Source organism: Bacillus sp. R45 (genome assembly GCF_021729365.1).
Taxonomy (GTDB): domain Bacteria; phylum Bacillota; class Bacilli; order Bacillales; family Bacillaceae; genus Bacillus; species Bacillus velezensis.
Genome location: NZ_CP091421.1, coordinates 2,871,411 through 2,889,069, shown reverse-complemented (window position 1 = coordinate 2,889,069; position 17,659 = coordinate 2,871,411). Strand labels below are relative to the sequence as shown.

General features: G+C 48.2%; 17 protein-coding genes. 11 read left to right on the top strand and 6 right to left on the bottom strand.

What is annotated here, in order from left to right; genetic code table 11:
- Positions 1-14: 14 nt before the first annotated feature.
- The gene (opuD, locus tag L3V45_RS14115; protein ID WP_236837042.1) at positions 15-1,550 is read right to left on the bottom strand and encodes a glycine betaine transporter OpuD; all 1,536 of its coding nucleotides are present in this window, start codon (positions 1,548-1,550) and stop codon (positions 15-17) included.
- 176 nt (positions 1,551-1,726) lie between these two features.
- Positions 1,727-2,992: a BaiN/RdsA family NAD(P)/FAD-dependent oxidoreductase gene (locus L3V45_RS14110; protein WP_003152311.1), complete on the bottom strand. Its 1,266-nt coding sequence runs from the start codon at positions 2,990-2,992 to the stop codon at positions 1,727-1,729.
- Positions 2,993-3,197: 205 nt separating this feature from the next.
- Between L3V45_RS14110 and L3V45_RS14105 the strand changes: the two genes are divergently transcribed.
- Together L3V45_RS14105 and L3V45_RS14100 are read left to right on the top strand one after the other, a co-directional pair.
- Positions 3,198-4,835: a putative polysaccharide biosynthesis protein gene (locus L3V45_RS14105; protein ID WP_003152313.1), complete on the top strand. Its 1,638-nt coding sequence runs from the start codon at positions 3,198-3,200 to the stop codon at positions 4,833-4,835.
- Between the two features lie 56 nt (positions 4,836-4,891).
- Positions 4,892-5,611: a pseudouridine synthase gene (locus tag L3V45_RS14100; RefSeq protein WP_069013296.1), complete on the top strand. Its 720-nt coding sequence runs from the start codon at positions 4,892-4,894 to the stop codon at positions 5,609-5,611.
- A 127-nt stretch (positions 5,612-5,738) separates the two neighbouring features.
- On the opposite strand, the gene L3V45_RS14095 is transcribed toward L3V45_RS14100, so the two are convergent.
- Complete coding sequence (locus L3V45_RS14095; protein WP_003152337.1) at positions 5,739-5,960, bottom strand: DeoR family transcriptional regulator; 222 nt, start codon at positions 5,958-5,960, stop codon at positions 5,739-5,741.
- 282 nt (positions 5,961-6,242) lie between these two features.
- On the opposite strand from L3V45_RS14095, the gene L3V45_RS14090 reads away from it, so the two are divergent.
- Both L3V45_RS14090 and L3V45_RS14085 read left to right on the top strand, forming a co-directional pair.
- A complete protein-coding gene (locus L3V45_RS14090) occupies positions 6,243-6,947 on the top strand; it encodes an ABC transporter ATP-binding protein (RefSeq protein ID WP_015387834.1) in 705 nt (234 codons plus the stop codon).
- A complete protein-coding gene (locus L3V45_RS14085; RefSeq protein WP_015387835.1) occupies positions 6,944-8,104 on the top strand; it encodes an ABC transporter permease in 1,161 nt (386 codons plus the stop codon). The genes L3V45_RS14090 and L3V45_RS14085 overlap by 4 nt, the downstream gene beginning before the upstream one ends.
- Positions 8,105-8,136: 32 nt before the next feature.
- On the opposite strand, the gene L3V45_RS14080 is transcribed toward L3V45_RS14085, so the two are convergent.
- Positions 8,137-9,441 (bottom strand): NCS2 family permease, encoded by a 1,305-nt coding sequence (locus L3V45_RS14080; RefSeq protein ID WP_014305604.1) that lies wholly within the window; start codon positions 9,439-9,441, stop codon positions 8,137-8,139.
- Positions 9,442-9,536: 95 nt separating this feature from the next.
- Here L3V45_RS14080 and pepV point away from each other — a divergent pair, with 95 nt between their 5' ends.
- A complete protein-coding gene (pepV, locus tag L3V45_RS14075) occupies positions 9,537-10,928 on the top strand; it encodes a dipeptidase PepV (RefSeq protein WP_014305603.1) in 1,392 nt (463 codons plus the stop codon).
- Between the two features lie 37 nt (positions 10,929-10,965).
- Here the strand turns inward: pepV and cysK are convergent, their stop codons facing one another.
- On the bottom strand, positions 10,966-11,937 hold the full coding sequence (cysK, locus tag L3V45_RS14070) for a cysteine synthase A (protein ID WP_014305602.1): 972 nt from the start codon (positions 11,935-11,937) through the stop codon (positions 10,966-10,968).
- Positions 11,938-12,026: 89 nt separating this feature from the next.
- Here cysK and thpR point away from each other — a divergent pair, with 89 nt between their 5' ends.
- The 4 genes from thpR to L3V45_RS14050 all read left to right on the top strand — a co-directional run bounded on the left by thpR (position 12,027) and on the right by L3V45_RS14050 (position 15,582).
- Positions 12,027-12,578 (top strand): RNA 2',3'-cyclic phosphodiesterase, encoded by a 552-nt coding sequence (thpR, locus tag L3V45_RS14065; protein ID WP_003152349.1) that lies wholly within the window; start codon positions 12,027-12,029, stop codon positions 12,576-12,578.
- Between the two features lie 26 nt (positions 12,579-12,604).
- Positions 12,605-13,531, top strand: coding sequence for a hypothetical protein (locus tag L3V45_RS14060; RefSeq protein ID WP_024085700.1), 927 nt, complete (start codon positions 12,605-12,607; stop codon positions 13,529-13,531).
- A gap of 52 nt (positions 13,532-13,583) precedes the next feature.
- Entirely contained in the window at positions 13,584-14,513 is a 930-nt protein-coding gene (locus tag L3V45_RS14055; protein ID WP_003152353.1) for a YegS/Rv2252/BmrU family lipid kinase, read from the top strand.
- 271 nt (positions 14,514-14,784) lie between these two features.
- Positions 14,785-15,582 (top strand): phosphotransferase family protein, encoded by a 798-nt coding sequence (locus tag L3V45_RS14050; protein WP_003152355.1) that lies wholly within the window; start codon positions 14,785-14,787, stop codon positions 15,580-15,582.
- Here L3V45_RS14050 and L3V45_RS14045 read toward each other — a convergent pair whose 3' ends face one another.
- Positions 15,583-15,861 carry a YtzH-like family protein gene (locus L3V45_RS14045; protein ID WP_003152357.1) on the bottom strand — a complete coding sequence of 93 codons (279 nt, stop codon included), beginning with the start codon at positions 15,859-15,861 and terminating at the stop codon, positions 15,583-15,585. It abuts the gene before it with no gap.
- 185 nt (positions 15,862-16,046) lie between these two features.
- On the opposite strand from L3V45_RS14045, the gene trmB reads away from it, so the two are divergent.
- Together trmB and L3V45_RS14035 are read left to right on the top strand one after the other, a co-directional pair.
- A complete protein-coding gene (gene trmB / locus L3V45_RS14040) occupies positions 16,047-16,700 on the top strand; it encodes a tRNA (guanosine(46)-N7)-methyltransferase TrmB (protein ID WP_003152359.1) in 654 nt (217 codons plus the stop codon).
- A gap of 58 nt (positions 16,701-16,758) precedes the next feature.
- The gene (locus L3V45_RS14035) at positions 16,759-17,604 is read left to right on the top strand and encodes a YtnP family quorum-quenching lactonase (RefSeq protein WP_003152361.1); all 846 of its coding nucleotides are present in this window, start codon (positions 16,759-16,761) and stop codon (positions 17,602-17,604) included.
- Positions 17,605-17,659 lie beyond the last annotated feature (55 nt).

Below are 17,659 nucleotides of genomic sequence, written 5' to 3'. Positions count from 1 at the left end.
GGCTTTTTTATGCATTATGCTTTTTTGACGCGGGGACTTCTCGGTTTTTGGTATTTCTCCGCTTGTTTGATTCCTTTTCTTTCGCTCGCTAATGACTTGTACAGAGACACGATCATCAGAAGGATCACGACTGAAAACGGAACCGCGGCGAGAATGGCCGTGTTTTGCAGTGCGGCCAGACCGCCGGAATATAATAATACAGCTGCCACGGCGGACTGGATGACGCCCCAGATGATTTTCACCCGGTTTGACGGGTCCAAAGAGCCGTAAGACGTTTGCATTCCAAGCACAAATGTCGCTGAATCCGCTGATGTAATAAAGAATACAGCAATCAGAATAAGCGTTAATACGGATGTCACCATTGTCAGCGGATAGTGGCTGAGTGCGCCGAACAGCATCGTATCCGTTGACATTCCCGCGACATTGAATACGCCTTTCTGCTGAAGATCCATCGCGGATACACCGAAAATCGCAAACCATAAGAAAGCCAATATACAAGGTGTCACCAACACCCCGATTAAAAATTCCCGGATCGTCCGGCCCCTTGATACACGGGCGATAAAAATGCCGACAAACGGCGACCAGGATATCCACCAGGCCCAATAGAAAATGGTCCAGCTGTTAATCCATTCGCGTTTTTGGGGATCATTCGGAGACAAGCGAAAGCTCATCTGCACGATATTTTGGATGTATTGGCCGATAGAATCGGTAAATGAGTTCATAATCAGCACTGTCGGGCCTGCAATGAGCATAAAGATCATTAAAATACCCGCGAGCGCCATGTTGGTATTGCTTAAGTATTTAATCCCTTTGCCGATTCCGCTCCACGCAGAAATCAAAAATAACACGGTCACGACAGCGATCAGGATCAGCTGAATGGAAAATGTTTTCGGAATGCCGAATAAATAATGCAGACCGCCGTTGATCTGAGTCGCTCCGAGCCCTAAGCTTGTCGACACACCGACAACGGTCGCAAACACCGCGATACAGTCAATTGCTTTGCCGATCGGGCCGTTTACTTTATCGCCCAAAAGCGGTGTCAGAGTGCTGCTGATCAAACCGGGCGCGTCTTTTCTGAATTGAAAATAAGCGATACATAAAGCGACGACCGCATAGATGGCCCAAGCGTGCAGTCCCCAGTGGAAAAACGTGTACCGGAGCGCATCACGAAATGCTTGGGGTGTTTCTGTTTCACCTGAGGGAGAGCTGATGGCGTAATGGCTGATCGGTTCCGCAGCCCCGTAAAATACCAAACCGATTCCCATGCCCGCGCTGAAAAGCATGGCAAACCATGATAATAAGCCGAATTCCGGTTTTTCCCCGGGTTTTCCGAGTTTTATTGTGCCGATCGGACTCACAATGAGAAAGAGACAGAAACCGACAAATATAGAAACGACCAGCAGATAATACCAGCCGAAAGAATCCGTAATAAATTTTTGTGCCGTATCAGTGACTTGCTGCAGGCTGTCAGGAGAAATGGCCCCCCATAAAACCGCAGCTGCTGTGATGACAATCACAATCCAAAAAACACTGGAGATGTTCTTCTTCAAACGTTCTCACCCTCTGACTATTTTTTTCAATACGCCATTTTTTAGTATGGTCGCACAATTGCAGATCATTCCTTTCTTCCTGTTCCCTCAATCAGGTGAAACAAAACGCAGAAAACTGTATCATGTTTTTGGTCAATTATCAACGGGGACGCTCAGGTAAATGCGCTTTAAACCATTTACAGCGAGCGTGAGAAACGTCCTGCATTCAAACCGGCGAGACGCCCCGTGACAAAGGCTGAAGTGATATTGTAGCCCCCGGTATAACCGTGAATGTCGAGTATTTCTCCGCAAAAATATAAGCCTTCCATTTTTTTAGACGCCATTTGTTTCGGCTCAATCTCTTTTACGGAAACACCTCCGCCTGTGACAAACGCTTTGTCCAAAGAAAGCGTTCCGTCAGCGGCAACCGTAAATTGTTTGCAGTCTTTGACAAAAGCCCTGAATTGATCCTTCGGCAGTTCCGTAAAGCTTGTCTGCGGATCAAGACCGTTCCGTTCCAGAAGAAAAAGCAGATACCGTTCCTGCATCCACGGCTTCAGTGCGTTTTTGAGCGCTTTTTTCGGTGCGTCTTTCAGTTCCTTGTGCATCTTTTGAAATAACTCTTCCTCGTTGATGCCGGGAAACAGATCGATGCGTAATTTGACATCGGGCTGCTTTTTCAGTTCTTTGACGACAAACTGGCTGCAGCGGAGAATGGCGGGGCCTGACAAGCCGAAATGGGTAAACAGCATGTCCATCACGTGTGTGACAATAGGTTTGCCTTTTTTATTCAGGACGCTGACGGCCGCGTTTCTAAGGGACAGCCCCTGAAGTGTTTTTTGTTTAATAAACGGTTCTGACGACGTAACCGGCACTTCCGTCGGAAAGAGTTCGGTCACGGTATGACCGGCCGCTTCTGCCCATGCATAGCCGTCTCCGGTGCTGCCGGTATGCGGGACTGATTTTCCGCCGACCGCGATAATGACGGCGTCTGCGTTAATGTGTTCGTCATTGTTTGTCGTAATGCCCGCTGTCCTGCCGTTCTCGTACCGCACCTCTTTGATTTTTTCATTTGTGCGGATGGTGACATTCAGTTGTTTTAATCGGTTCAAAAGCGCATCGACAACGCTTTGGGCTTTGTCCGTCACCGGGAACATGCGCCCGTGGTCTTCTTCTTTCAGCTGAATGCCGAGTTTTTCAAAAAAGGCGATGATATCTTCATTATTAAATTCGGAAAACGCGCTGTATAAAAAGCGGCCGTTGCCGGGGATGTGTTTAATGATCTCTTCAACAGGGAGGCGGTTGGTCACGTTGCAGCGCCCGCCGCCGGAAATCGCCAGCTTCCGTCCCAGCTTGTTTCCTTTATCGATTAATAATACGTCCGCCCCTTCTTCGCCTGCCGCAATCGCAGCCATTAAACCGGACGGGCCGCCGCCGATCACAATTACGTCATAATGTTTCATATTTCATCAACAACTTTCTTTTTCACGTATAATAGGCGGAAATGTCCGCTTCCTGCTATTATAGCGAAAGAAGGGGATTCCTTAAACGTATTTTGTTTTTAAGAGCTTTCCCAAAAAGTTTCCCGCTGTAATTATTACCGTCTAATTGCCCAGTTGTGTTAAAATAGAAAAGTTGAATCTTCGTAGAAAATGGTGATGAGGAAACATGTCAAGCAAATTGTTAAGGGGCACGTTCGTGCTGACGCTCGGCACCTATATATCGCGGATTTTAGGGATGATTTATCTGATCCCGTTCGGAGCGATGGTCGGAGCGACGGGCGGAGCTTTGTTTCAATACGGATATAATCAATATACACTGTTTTTAAACATTGCCACGATGGGATTTCCCGCCGCGGTTTCAAAATTTGTCTCGAAATATAACTCCAAAGGAGACTATGAGACGAGCAGGCGGATGCTGAGAGCGGGAATGTCGGTTATGCTCGTAACCGGGATGATCGCTTTTTCAATTCTTTATATTTCGGCGCCGTTTTTTGCGGAAACATCTCTCGGCGGCACGAGTAACAACGGACTTACGATTGACCACGTCGTTTATGTCATCCGGATGGTCAGTCTGGCACTTTTGGTCGTGCCGATTATGAGCCTTGTGCGCGGTTTTTTCCAAGGTCATCAGATGATGGGGCCCACAGCCGTTTCACAGGTTGTGGAGCAGCTTGCCCGGATCATCTTTTTATTGGGCGCAACGTATTTGATTTTAAGAGTGATCAACGGCGGCCTTGTCATCGCAGTCGGATACGCGACTTTCGCGGCGCTGATCGGATCATTCGGAGGGCTTGTCGTCCTTTATATTTACTGGAATAAGCGGAAGGGCGATCTTCTGGCGATGAAGCCGAATCTCGTCCCGTCTGCGAACTTAAGTTATAAAAAAATGTTCATTGAGCTTTTCAGTTATGCCGCTCCTTACGTATTTGTCGGACTGGCGATTCCTTTGTATTCATATATCGATACGAATACGTTTAATAAAGCGATGATTGCGGCGGGCCATAAGGATATCAGCCAGGACATGCTTGCGATTGTCACCCTTTATGTGCCGAAGCTTGTGATGATCCCGGTTTCTCTGGCGACCGCTTTCGGTCTGACGCTGATTCCGACGATTACTGAATCGTTTACGAGCAGGAATTATAAGCTTTTGAATCAGCAGATTAACCAGACGATGCAAATTATTCTGTTTTTGGTTATTCCCGCCGTTGTCGGGATGTCCGTGTTATCGGGTCCGGCCTATACGTTCTTCTACGGCTCTGAAAGTCTTCGCCCGGATATCGGACAGGATATATTGTTCTGGTACGCGCCTGTCGCGATTCTGTTTTCTCTGTTTACCGTAAACGCCGCGATCCTGCAAGGGATTAATAAGCAGAAATTTGCTGTCGTGAGCCTTTTCATCGGCGTCATTATAAAAGTGGTGCTGAACGTGCCGCTGATCAAGCTGTTTCAGGGAGACGGGGCCATCTTGGCAACGGCGCTCGGTTATATCGCTTCTCTTCTGTACGGTTTTATCATGATTAAGCGCCATGCGGGCTATTCGTATACGGTACTTATAAAACGGGTCATTTTAATCGCAGTCCTGTCCGTCGTGATGGGAGTCGCGGTCAAGCTGACTCAATGGCTGCTCAGTTTCTTTGTAACATACCAAAGCGGCCAGGTGCATGCGGCGATTGTCGTCTTTGTCTGCGCCGCTGTCGGCGGTGCGGTGTACATGTTTGCCGCGTACCGAATCGGATTTTTACAGAAAATGTTTGGAAACCGTCTGCCCCGCGTTTTGAGGAGAGGCAGGCATTCCGCCCATTGAGAAATAATGAATAGTCCGCTTATCGCGGGCTTTTCTTTTTAAAGGAGAGGATCAGGATGAGACTTGATAAGCTGCTTGCCAACAGCGGATTCGGCTCAAGAAAAGATGTGAAAAAAATCGTCAAGGCCGGGGCTGTCATGATTGACGGAGAGCCGGCGAAAGATGTGAAAACCCATGTCGATCCGGAAAAACAGGACATCACGGTATACGGAGAGCCGGCAGACTATCGTGAATTTATTTATGTCATGATGAATAAGCCGCAAGGAGTGCTGTCCGCTACAGAAGACAGCCGCCAGCAAACGGTGGTTGATCTGCTGACGCCTGAAGAACAGCGATTTGAACCGTTTCCGGCGGGACGTCTTGATAAGGATACGGAAGGCTTTTTGCTTCTCACCAATGACGGGCAGCTCGCTCATCGCCTGCTTTCTCCGAAAAAGCATGTGCCTAAAACATATGAGGTCCGGTTAACTTCACCTCTGGCATCGGAAGACATCGTTCATCTGGAAAGAGGCGTCGTCATTGAAGGAGGCTATAAGACGAAGCCGGCAGCCGTTGAAATCATTACAGAAAACCCGGATGAAACGGTGATTCACTTGACCATTACAGAAGGCAAATATCATCAGGTGAAGCTGATGGCAAAGGCTGTCGGAAATGAAGTGGCTTATTTGAAGCGGCTTTCGATGGGGGCTGTTTCTCTTGACCCGGATCTTAAACCGGGAGAATTCCGCGAGCTGACTGAAGAGGAGCTCGAAACGCTGAGAGGCGCTGAAGTGTAATCGATATCAGAAAAGCCCAAAACAGATTTGTTTTGGGCTTTTTATATAGAGGAACAAAAAACAAGGCAAAGACGCTGCTTTGCCTTGCAGCATGTCAGGCCGAAAAGGGCCTTATGTAATTGTTCGCTTAAGATGTAATTTTCACTTTTTTTCGTGTTGTCTCCCACTTGCCTCGGCTAGGACTATGAACAAGATCATTGTATGCTAACACATTTAAGTCTCGCTGAATGGTTCTAGGTGTAATGCCGAATTCATCAACCAGTTCCTGTGTTGTCACAAGGCCTTTTTCCTGGATGAACATGTAAACTGATTTAATCCGAGTCAGCATACGATTTGTTGAAGGTTTCAAAAAACCACTCCCTATCATAAGATCGGATGGACTTGATATACCACAACTTTCGACTCTAAAACTTCGTACGAATAAGCAACAAAGGATGACATTCTGTTTTTTTTCTCTTTTAACTGCCTCCATTATACACGATATGGACGACATGAATCTAGGAATAAGCGCAGATAATTTTTTCCAAATGGGTGCAGCCTTGGTGCATTACTATGTCCGGACCGCTTTTAATATTATGGAAACTGAAACTTTTTTTATACATGTCCGTATGAAAGCGGGGGAGTGAGAAGTTTGGGAGAATTATTGAATGCAAACATTGTCTGCGCCGGTTATGCTGACAGGCCGAAGGTGATTTCCGATGTATCTCTGTCAGTCAACGCTGGTGAAATTGCCGGTTTAATCGGAGCGAACGGCGCGGGGAAAAGTACAGTGATAAAGGCGGTTCTCGGGCTGTCCCGGGATATTGAAGGCGGTATTGAGTGGAATGATTCATCTTATGCTTACATACCGGAGCGGCCGAGTTTTTACGATGAACTGACGCTTTGGGAGCACCTCGAGCTGACCGGGTCATTGCGGGGTATAGAAGGGGAAGAGTGCCGTGAGCGGGCAGGGCGGCTGCTTGAAGAGTTTTCGCTGACGTCTGTAAAACATGATTTGCCTTCCGGTTTTTCAAAAGGGATGCAGCAAAAGATGATGCTTATACAGGCATTTTTGGCGAAGCCGGATATTTACATCATTGATGAGCCTTTTATCGGACTTGATCCGATCTCAACGAAGCTGTTTACCGACATGCTGATTGCTGAGAAAGAAAGGGGCGCGGGAATTTTGATGTGCACGCATGTTCTGGATACGGCGGAAAAAATCTGCGACCGGTTTTATTTGCTGGATCAGGGCGCTCTGCTTCTTCAAGGCACGTTAGAGGAGCTTCAGGAAAAAACGGGGAGCCGTTCACTGCTGGATTGCTTTTATTCAGCGGTTCGGAGCAGTCAGCGATGACCGGGCGGGCTTTGTTTTTTCAAAGGCTGTTTCATTATTGGCGGTATCAATGGAAGGTGTTTCAGACGGTCATTGATTGGACGGTCGCGCTGTACATCGTTCTTCCCGCTGCCGCATTTGCCGTTTATCAATATGCTGAATGGCTGAACGGCAGGGGGCTTCTTAATGGAGCGGCAGGAGTATTAGGATGGGGCTGGCTGTATGTATTCAGTGCCTTGCTGTTGTGCACGGGTTTTATTCATACCTTTTTGCTGGAAGCGGATCACGTGTTTTTGGTGCATGCAAAACATCTGATGCAAAAGCTGAAACGGTACGCGCTTTTGTATTCGATGTTCCTTTCCCTTATCAAATGGGGTGCGCTTGCCGTATTGTTATTTCCCTTATGGCGCCAGTACGGTGACTGTACCTTACCGGCATATTCAGGTATGTTTTGCTGTCTGTTCGGCTTCCATACCGCGATATTAGCGGTGCACCGGCACAGAAAAAACAGCAGGCGGACATTCGGGAATCAGGCGGCGGGCTGGCTGAAAGTGATGGTTCTGACGGCGGGTGCGTTTTTTATGATCACCTTTGCCGCCGAATGGTATTGGCTTTGGCCGGCGGGATGTATATTGTTCATCTGTTCCGCTTTTTTGACTTGGAAAGGGACGGAGACATTATCAGCCTTTGAGGAAGAAGTGCTTGAGGAGAACAGGCGGAAGCTTTCACTCGCCGCCTCAGTTTTGATGCTCAGCCATGATGTGCAGCTCCCGAATGGTAAAAATAAAGGGCGGAGCAAGCCGTTTTTATATCCCGGCTCAAAGCACATCTTTACAAAACGGTCGGCGTATACGGCGTGGAAAGAATTGTTTTTTAAAGTGCTGATCCGAAACGGCGGGTATCTCCGGCAGCTTTACCTTTTAACCGCGGCTTTTACGGCTCTTATTCTCGTTCTTCCGCTCTTAGTGAAGCCGGCAGTCCTTATTTTATTTGCGATCGTCAGCCGCTATGCCGCGTCACTTTTATTTGACCGGATCACGGATAAACCGGTTTTAAGCGGTATCAAGAGAGACAGTGATGACTATTTCCGGGCGCGAAACAGTGCATTAACCGTCATTCAAATCATCTGTTCCGCCTGGTGTCTCATTGCCGCGATTCTTTCCGTTCTTTATATGTAAAAATCCCTTTCCGAAAAGGAAAGGGATTTTTCTTAATGTCCGTTCAAAATAAAAAGCTGAATAAAAAACAGCACGGCGAAGATGAGGACTAGAGGATGGATTTCGCGCCATTTTTTCTTAGCTGCTTTAACAAGCGGATATGAAATGAAGCCGAGTGCGATTCCGGTTGAAATACTGGACGTTAAAGGCATCGCCAAAATGACGAGAAAGGCCGGGAACGCTTCGTCAAGCTCATTCCAGCGGATATTCGACACAGCACCCATCATCAGGCTGCCGACAATAATCAGAGCCGGTGACGTAATCGCGGACACTTCCGATAAGACGCTGACAAGCGGGCTGAAAAACATGGAAACGGCAAACATAACGGCAATCGTCAGCGCCGTCAGACCTGTTCTTCCGCCGGCGGCCACACCTGCTGAAGATTCAACGAACGCGGTCGTCGGGCTGGTGCCGAAGATGCTTCCCACCGTCGTAGCCGTTGAATCAGCCAACAGCGCTCTTCTGGCATTCGGCAGCTGATTGTTTTTGATCAATCCCGCTTGTTCAGCGACACCGATCATGGTGCCGGTCGTGTCAAAAATCGTAACGAGAAGAAAAGAAAACACAACGGCGTACAGACCGTGATGCACGACATCCCCGAGGGCACCGAACGGATTTGTGATTAAAAGCCCCTCCGGCAGGCGCGGAAATGAAATGAACCCTTTCGCAAAATGGATCTGTCCGGTCAAAAAGGCAATGACGGCGGTCAGCGCCATTCCGATGAACAGAGCGCCGTTTACATTCAGCACCATCAGCACGATACTGATGATAAGTCCGATAAGCGTTAAAATGACGGCGGGCGAATGAAGATCGCCGAGTGCGACCAGATTGGATTTATCAGCCGTGATGATTCCGGATTGGCGTAAGCCGATAAAAGCGATAAATAAGCCGATGCCGGTCGTAATTCCGTATTTTAAATTGTCCGGAATCGCTTCTATAAGTTGTTTTCTTAAAGGCGTTAACGATAAAATAATAAAGATGACTCCCGCGATAAAAACGGCGCTGAAAGCCGTCTGATACGTAATGCCGCTGCCTGTGCCGACAACGTGAAAGGCGAGATACGCGTTTAAGCCCATGCCGGGGGCAATGGCGATCGGAAAATTCGCAGCGAGAGCCATCCATAAAGTTCCGACAATGGAAGCGATAATCGTCGCGGTGAACACCTGGTCAAACGGAATTCCCGCATTGGAAAGGATCACCGGATTGACGACAATGATATACACCATTGTGAAAAAGGTGGTCAATCCCGCGGTAATTTCTCTTTTTATTGTCGTTTGATGCTTGTCGAGATGAAACATAAGTACCTCCAATGACGAACATTTTTTCAAAACATCATCTATATTATTCGTTTTATCGACATTTTGCAAGTCTTTATCAAGAAAGGGGATTTGTGATGAACTGGGAAGTTGAAGTCATCAGAAACAAAGAAGATCTGATCCGTGACACGCAGAAGTTTTTGCAGATCAACAGCGTAATGGACGAATCAACAGCCGGTCCCGGCCGGCCGTTTGGAGAAGGCGTCAATGCCAGCCTGGCGTCACTGCTGGAATTCGGTAAAAAAGAAGGCTTCACCGTAAAGAATCTTGACGGCTATGCGGGCCATATTGAATGGGGAACGGGTGACGAAATCGTCGGTGTTTTGTGCCACGTCGATGTCGTTCCGCCCGGAGACGGCTGGACGAGCGATCCGTTTTCAGCCGATATCAGGGACGGCCGGATATATGCCAGAGGCGCCATTGATGATAAAGGGCCGACAATGGCGGCGTTTTATGCGCTGAAAATCGTCAAAGACATGCAGCTTCCTTTATCCAAACGCGTGAGAATCATCATCGGAACGGATGAAGAAAGTGATTGGAGATGCGTGGATCACTACTTCAAACACGAAAAAATGCCTGACATCGGCTTTGCTCCTGACGCAGATTTTCCGATCATTAACGCGGAAAAAGGAATTATAGATGCGTCACTGCGCATTGTAAAAAACGCTTCTGACAAAGACGCAAAAAACGTGCTTCTGTCATTCCGTTCAGGACTGCGCTTGAACATGGTGCCGGATGCGGCTGAAGCGGTTATTGAAGGGAACGGTATTGATGCCGTGCACGCATATTTCAGCAAATGGCTTGAGCAGTCAAAAACACAAGGTGAAGCAGTTTCGGAAAATGGAAAACTGACGCTTCGGGTATACGGGAAATCATGCCACGCGATGGAACCGGATAATGGTATCAATGCCGGCTTAAAGCTTGCTGAATGCCTTAACGGAACAGAGCTGGATGGAGCCGGAAAGCACTTTGTCAAAACCGTCAGTGACTATTTTTTAAATGATACACGAGGCAAAAAGCTGAAAATTGATTGCAGGGATGACATCAGCGGAGAGCTTACATTGAATGTCGGCACCTTTACATACAGAAAGGGTGAGGATGGAGAACTCGGCATCAACATCCGTTATCCCGTCACTTCAGACAGCAAAGTCATCCGTGATGCTTTTACGTCTGCTGAAGAATTCCGGCTTGAAGAATTTAAAGACAGCAAACCGCACCACGTTTCTGCCGATCATCCGCTCGTAAAGACGCTTCAAAAGGTTTACGAAGGACAGACGGGAAAGAAAGCGGATCTGATTTCAATCGGCGGAGGAACGTATGCGAGATCCCTTTCGGCGGGCGTCGCGTTCGGTCCGCTGTTCCCCGGCCGGCCTGACAGCGCGCATCAAAAGGATGAGTACATTGAAATCGATGACCTTCTCAGGTCAACGGCTTTATATGCCGAAGCCATTTATGAACTTGCCAAGTGATAATAAAAAGGGACGCCGAAAGCGGCATCCCTTTTTATCATTCAAATGACCATAAATCCGTGGATAAATAACGTTCTCCCGTATCGGCCGTCATACAGATGACGATCTGTTCGGGAGGGAGGCGTTTGGCGGTTTCAATGGCGGCGAAGCAGGCGGCGCCTGAAGACGGGCCGACGAGTATGCCTTCTTCCCGGGCCAGACGACGTGTTGTCGTATACGCATCTTCATCAGATATTTTCATGATTTCATCGTAAACGTCCTGATTCAGTATGCCGGGAATAAATCCGGGGCTTGTCCCGACAAGCTTATGAGCGCCGGGTTTTCCGCCAGACAGGACGGGAGATCCCGCAGGCTCGGCGACATGAACAATCATATCCGGGAAAAGCTCTTTCAGCGTTTCTCCGGTTCCGGTAATGGTCCCGCCCGTTCCCGCCGTTGCCACAAAAGCACCGAGCGGTCTGTTGAGCTGCTGAACGGCCTGATAGATTTCAATGGCGGTCGTTTTTCGGTGGGCATCTGGATTTGCGCCGTTATCGAATTGCATCGGGATAAAACTTCCCGGAATCTGTTCGGCGAGTTCTTTCGCTTTTTTGATGCTGCCGGGCATTCTTTCCGCCCCCGGTGTTAACACAACCTCCGCGCCGTACGCTTTCAGGAGGTTGATGCGTTCTTTCGTCATCGTGTCAGGCATGACGAGGATTGCCTTGTAGCCGCGCGCCGCCGCGTTCATCGCCAGGCCGATGCCTGTGTTGCCGCTTGTCGGTTCGATGATGACAGAGCCGGGTTTTAAATGCCCGCTGTTTTCCGCTTCAATGATCATATTGTAAGCCGCTCTGTCTTTGACACTGCCGCTCGGGTTAAACGATTCTAATTTTAAATAGACCTGTGCTGCATGTTCTGGCTGAAGGCGATTGAGCTTTACGATCGGTGTGCCGCCGATCAGCTCCGCCGTGCTGTTTACGATTTTCAAGGCCGGCTCATTCCTTTCTGTATAAAACGTTCGGTACATAATATCCTATCATAATGAGCGGACAGGGTTCTCCTCTCCGCTTATCCGTTTTATAATAACACCATAACCAAAGAGGGGGAGATCCTCGTATGAAAGCTTCATTGCCGCATTATTTTATCGGCATTCCGATTCCGGCTGACATTGCTGAACCGATTTGGGAAGCAGCCAAAAAGGAGCCGGCGTTATCATTCAAAAAATGGGTGCACCCGCATGACTATCATATTACGCTCATTTTTCTCGGAGCCGCGGATGAAGAACGGCTTGCGAAATTATCGTCTCTGCTCGCAGATGCTGCGTCGGCAGCGCAGCCGTTTACCGTACAGTTTCAGCATCTGGATATTTTCGGCGACCGCAGACAGCCGAGAGTGCTTCACCTTGAGCCCGAACGGAATGAACTGCTCTTTGATTTGCGGGAAAAAACAAAACAGGCTGTTTTGAAAGCCGGTTTTCAAGTGGAAAAACGGCCGTATCACCCTCATATGACGATGGCGCGGAAGTGGGCGGGAGACCGGCCGTTTTCTGACGATGTGCCGTTTGAAAGCGGCAGGGTGCAAAGTGCCGTCAGCAGGTTTTCCCTGTTTCAGACCCATCTTGACCGGTCGCCTAAATACGAAGAAATCGCACAGTTTCAATTGACATAAACAAATATTCGGAGTGGAGAAATCACATGGCACAGATCATCAAAATTCACGACTGCATATCCAGATATGAACTTGATCCATACCATTATATGAACCAGTTTATCCGGCTGAAGAAAGAACGCTGGGAGGCGCTTCTTGAAGCGTTTGACCGGATAACGGAAGAAACGGAAACGGCTGCCGGCGGGGAAACCGATCAAGCGCCGGCCAGGAAAAAATTTTCCTTAAAAAAGAGAAAAGAAGAAAATACGGCCGATATAAATGAAAAGAGGCACCAATGGTTTGATGAACCGGAGGGAGAAGAGGCGCTGTTCGGGAATCTTCCGTCTCAAAAGTCTGAGCTCGCGCCTTTTTTCAAAGATCAGCTGTATGACTTTCAATTAAAATGGGCGAGCTCCACGCTTTCTCAAAAGTCTGAGCTTTCGCAGGCGGTCAAAAGGGACAGGATGTTAAAAATGCTGGCTCAAAAACTGCCCGATTCCTATTTTGTGATGTATCATCCGGTTCTGCAAATTCAGCAGGCGTCCGTCGAACTGAGCATTATCATCATCTCGCCGCTGGAGATTTTCTGCGCCGCTTTTATGGAAGCGGAAGAGGACAGTGTATATATCGGATCAAAACACCGTTTTTGGGAAGAAAGAGGCTCCGGCAGCACGCGCCAAGTATTGAATCCGTCTCTCAGCCTGCACCGGACGGGCTCGGTCGTTTCGCAAATCGTAAAAGAAAAGCAGGCCGACATTCCCGTGCGGAAGCTTTTGCTCAGCAGAACGTCTTATATTGATTACCCGGAGCCGCCGTACGGGCTGGAAATAGCTGATAAACGGACTGCGGCAGGGTGGCTGGAAAAGCAGCAGAAAAATACGGCGCCGATCAAGCACCACCAGCTGAAGGCGGCGAAGGCTCTTTTGTCTTACGGCTTGAGCGATTCAAGCCGGAGACAGGAATGGCTTGATTAAAGCGGACGTTTGCCGGCTGTCTCTTCATCTATGAAGCAGGTGAAAACAAACGATGAGTCAATGGTTTTTTATTATTAATCCGGTCTCAGGAGGCGGGCGGGGCCGGCGTGTCTGGAAATCAGTTCAAAAAGAGCTGACCAGGCGCGGGGTCAGCCACCGCTCTTTTTTGACCGGGCATCCCGGACATGCGGAGGTGCTGGCAAGACAGATTTCAATGATGCAGGATCATAAGCTTAAGCGGCTGTTCGTCATCGGCGGTGACGGGACGATGCATGAAGTCATTAACGGACTGAAAGGAACGGATCAGATTGAGCTGACCTTTGTGCCCGCCGGTTCGTACAATGACTTTTCCAAAGGGCTCGGTATTAAGAAGTCGGCGCTCCTCCAAGAAATCAAAAGTCTGCACCGCCCGCTCACACGGAAATTTTTTGCGGGAAACATCAACTTTTTTCATGACAAAGCGCAATCACTCTATTTTATTAACCACCTGTCTGTCGGCTTCGATGCCTCAGTTTTGAAGGCAGCCGCGAATTTTCCGTTTTCGCGCGTTCTTCGGTTTTTGCGTCTCGGCTTTGTGATTTACCCGCTCGCGCATTTACATACGGCCTCGGGGTTTCAGCCGTTCAGATTTGTTTGCACGGCAGACGGCCAGAGACGTGAATTCCGCAATGTCTGGTTTGTTATTGCGGCTAATCACCCTTATTACGGAGGCGGCATGAAAGCGGCGCCTTCAGCAAATCCCCGTCAAAACTATTTTGATATTGTCATTGCAGAAAACCTGTCCTTTTTTTCGCTGTATCGTTTTTTATGGGCGATGAGCTTCGGCCGGCATATCAAAATGGACGGAGTGACGATGATAAAGGGGAAGGAATTCGTTTTTGAAACAGATGGGAAAATTCCGTTTCACGCTGACGGCGAGCTGATCGGAACGACGCCGTTTCGGCTTATGCCGGGCGGTGCGCCATTGAAAATAAAAACATAATAAACAAATGAAACCCGTCAATTGTTTCACGGCAACAGAGCGGTTCGCGGCATAAATCTTCAGAATTCACAGGTGTTCTTGCTAGTTTTGCTTGACGAAGTTTGTGCTGTAGCGCTAAAATTTATAGGACGGCTATTGATTAGCATATGAGACTCTCAATAGCTGTCTTTTTTATTCTCATGAAATTGTTTATGACAGGCCGCTCCGCCAATAGAGAAAGGCTGGAGGCCTATTCTAAAATATTTTAAGAAATGATGGGTTGAACATTGATATGAACTGGTTGGGACAATTACTAGGTAGCGATTGGGAGATCTTCCCCGCCGGAGGAGCTACAGGAGATGCATATTATGCGAAACATAACGGCCAACAGCTTTTTTTAAAACGTAATAGCTCGCCCTTTTTAGCCGTGTTATCCGCCGAAGGCATTGTTCCGAAGCTGGTTTGGACAAAACGGATGGAAAACGGAGACGTCATTACGGCTCAGCATTGGATGGCGGGCAGGGAGCTGAAGGCAAAGGATATGAGCGGACGCCCGGTGGCTGAGCTGCTCCGCAAAATCCACACATCAAAAGCTTTGCTCGACATGCTGAAAAGATTGGGAAAAGAACCGCTTGATCCGGGCGCCCTTTTGTCGCAGCTGAAGCAGGCCGTCTTTGCCGTGCGGCAATTTTCGCCGCTTATTCAGGAAGGCCTTGCTTATTTGGAAGCTCATGTGGATCAGGTGCAATTCGGTGAAAAAGTCGTTTGCCATTGTGATGTGAATCATAATAACTGGCTTCTGTCTGAAGACAACCAGCTGTATTTAATAGATTGGGACGGCGCCATGATAGCCGATCCGGCCATGGATCTCGGCCCTTTATTGTATCATTACGTCGAAGAGCCAGCGTGGGACAGCTGGCTTGGGATGTACGGCATGAAGCTCACGGAAGGGCTTCGGCTGCGGATGGCATGGTACATGTTATCGGAGACCATCACCTTCATCGCCTGGCACAAATCAAAAGGAAACGACAAAGCGTATCATGATGCCATGGAAGAGCTTCATGCCCTGATGAAGCGGATTGTCAAGTAGTCAGGAGTACGAATCCATCTGCTCCACCCATTGGGACAAATGGTTTTGGTGCTCCTGAATATGCGTGTCGATGGAATCGGCCGTGATGCCGGACTGGCTGTAGCGATAGACATCCTCGAGCACGTTTTTTATATTTGAATCAAGCCCGGTGTTGGCCATCAGTGATTTGATGACGCGCTCCAGCTGTTCATACTCGGCAACCGTGCCGCAGCAATCCAATTGATGGTCGGCCAATATGTCCTTTAATAACCGGACCTGATGTTCGCTTGTTAAGCCCATGATTCATATACACATCCTTTCTGTGTCATACATTGTGCAAAGCGGTGCGGTTTTATGCATCACATGAGTGTTCCGGACCGGGGAGCCTCTTTTTTTATGCGGCCGGCGCCTTTAAAAGGCGCTTGCGGCTCTTTATGTTTCATGGTATGTTGTTACTCGAAATTATAGATAGAGGTGTCAATCATATGAGAATGCGCCATAAACCTTGGGCGAATGATTTTCTGGCAGAAAACGCTGACATCGCCATCAGTGATCCGGCCCAGTATAAAGGGCGGTGGAATACGGTCTTTGGCAATGACAACCCGATCCATATTGAAGTCGGTACGGGAAAAGGGCAGTTCATTTCAGGAATGGCCAAGCAGAATCCGGATATCAACTATATCGGAATTGAGCTGTTTAAAAGCGTCATCGTCACTGCCGTCCAAAAAGTAAAGGACAGCGGGGCTCATAATGTCCGTTTGTTAAATATAGACGCGGAAACACTGAATGACGTATTTGAACGGGGAGAAATCAAGCGCGTTTATTTAAACTTTTCTGACCCGTGGCCGAAAAACCGTCACGAAAAGCGCCGTTTAACATTTAAAACGTTCTTGAAAAAATACGAAGAAGTGATGGGCGAAACAGGTGAGATTCATTTCAAAACCGATAACCGCGGTTTATTCGAATACTCTCTGAAAAGCTTTTCCGAATACGGCCTGCTTCTGACAGAAGTCAGCCTAGATCTGCACAACAGCGATCCGAAGGGCAATATTATGACAGAATACGAAGAAAAATTCTCCGCACTCGGCCAGCCGATTTACCGGGCCGAAGTTGAATGGAGAACAAAAGACAGACTCTGATGCGGGAGTCTGTTTTTTTATGCCGCCATTTGCTACCATTATATCAGGAGGGATCAAGATGGAGACATTGAATATTGGGAATATTTCATTAACATGGCTGGACGGCGGTGTAACGCATATGGACGGCGGAGCGATGTTCGGCGTTGTCCCGAAGCCTTTATGGTCGAGAAAATACCCCGTAAATGACAAAAACCAGATTGAATTAAGAACAGACCCGATTCTGATCAGAACAAACGGCCTGAATATATTGGTTGACGCGGGTATCGGCAGAGGGAAATTTTCTGATAAACAAAAAAGGAATTACGGTGTAACACAGGAATCCAATTTAAAACACTCTCTTCGTGAACTCGGGCTTTCCTGTGAGGACATTCATATTGCGGCGATGACCCATCTTCATTTTGACCATGCATGCGGCTTGACGGAATACAGCGGAGAGGAGCTTGTCTCTGTTTTCCCGAATGCCCGCATTATCACTTCTGCAACAGAGTGGCGCGAAATGAGAAACCCTAATATCAGATCGAAAAATACATATTGGAGAGAAAATTGGGAGGCGGTACAAGATCAGGTCGAAACCTTTGAGAACGAGTATCAGCTGACAGAAGGCATTACGATGCACCACACCGGCGGCCACAGCGACGGCCACAGTGTCATCGTCTTAGAAGACGGCGGGGAGACGGCTGTGCATTTTGCCGACCTGATGCCGACGAATGCGCATAAAAATCCGTTATGGGTGCTGGCATATGATGATTATCCGATGACCTCCATTCCGCAAAAGCAGAAATGGCAGACGTTCGCGGCAGAAAAAGGCGCCTGGCTGATTTTCTATCACGACGCGATTTACAGAGCGGTAAAATGGGGAGAAGACGGCGAAGTGGCTGCATCTGTCAAACGGGAGAGAAAATAAGCGGATCGATGATTTACCTGTATGAATTTCGGGAATAAAAGCAAACCTAAGACAA

Bases quoted from the DNA above. Each gene is read 5' to 3' on its own strand.
- L3V45_RS14080 (WP_014305604.1), bottom strand. From the start codon at position 9,441: ATGTTTCATCTCGACAAGCATCAAACGACAATAAAAAGAGAAATTACC.
- thpR (WP_003152349.1), top strand. From the start codon at position 12,027: ATGAAAGCTTCATTGCCGCATTATTTTATCGGCATTCCGATTCCGGCT.
- L3V45_RS14100 (WP_069013296.1), top strand. From the start codon at position 4,892: ATGAGACTTGATAAGCTGCTTGCCAACAGCGGATTCGGCTCAAGAAAA.
- L3V45_RS14055 (WP_003152353.1), top strand. From the start codon at position 13,584: ATGAGTCAATGGTTTTTTATTATTAATCCGGTCTCAGGAGGCGGGCGG.
- L3V45_RS14085 (WP_015387835.1), top strand. From the start codon at position 6,944: ATGACCGGGCGGGCTTTGTTTTTTCAAAGGCTGTTTCATTATTGGCGG.
- L3V45_RS14105 (WP_003152313.1), top strand. From the start codon at position 3,198: ATGTCAAGCAAATTGTTAAGGGGCACGTTCGTGCTGACGCTCGGCACC.
- L3V45_RS14060 (WP_024085700.1), top strand. From the start codon at position 12,605: ATGGCACAGATCATCAAAATTCACGACTGCATATCCAGATATGAACTT.
- L3V45_RS14035 (WP_003152361.1), top strand. From the start codon at position 16,759: ATGGAGACATTGAATATTGGGAATATTTCATTAACATGGCTGGACGGC.
- L3V45_RS14050 (WP_003152355.1), top strand. From the start codon at position 14,785: ATGAACTGGTTGGGACAATTACTAGGTAGCGATTGGGAGATCTTCCCC.
- pepV (WP_014305603.1), top strand. From the start codon at position 9,537: ATGAACTGGGAAGTTGAAGTCATCAGAAACAAAGAAGATCTGATCCGT.
- L3V45_RS14110 (WP_003152311.1), bottom strand. From the start codon at position 2,992: ATGAAACATTATGACGTAATTGTGATCGGCGGCGGCCCGTCCGGTTTA.
- trmB (WP_003152359.1), top strand. From the start codon at position 16,047: ATGAGAATGCGCCATAAACCTTGGGCGAATGATTTTCTGGCAGAAAAC.
- L3V45_RS14045 (WP_003152357.1), bottom strand. From the start codon at position 15,861: ATGGGCTTAACAAGCGAACATCAGGTCCGGTTATTAAAGGACATATTG.
- cysK (WP_014305602.1), bottom strand. From the start codon at position 11,937: ATGTACCGAACGTTTTATACAGAAAGGAATGAGCCGGCCTTGAAAATC.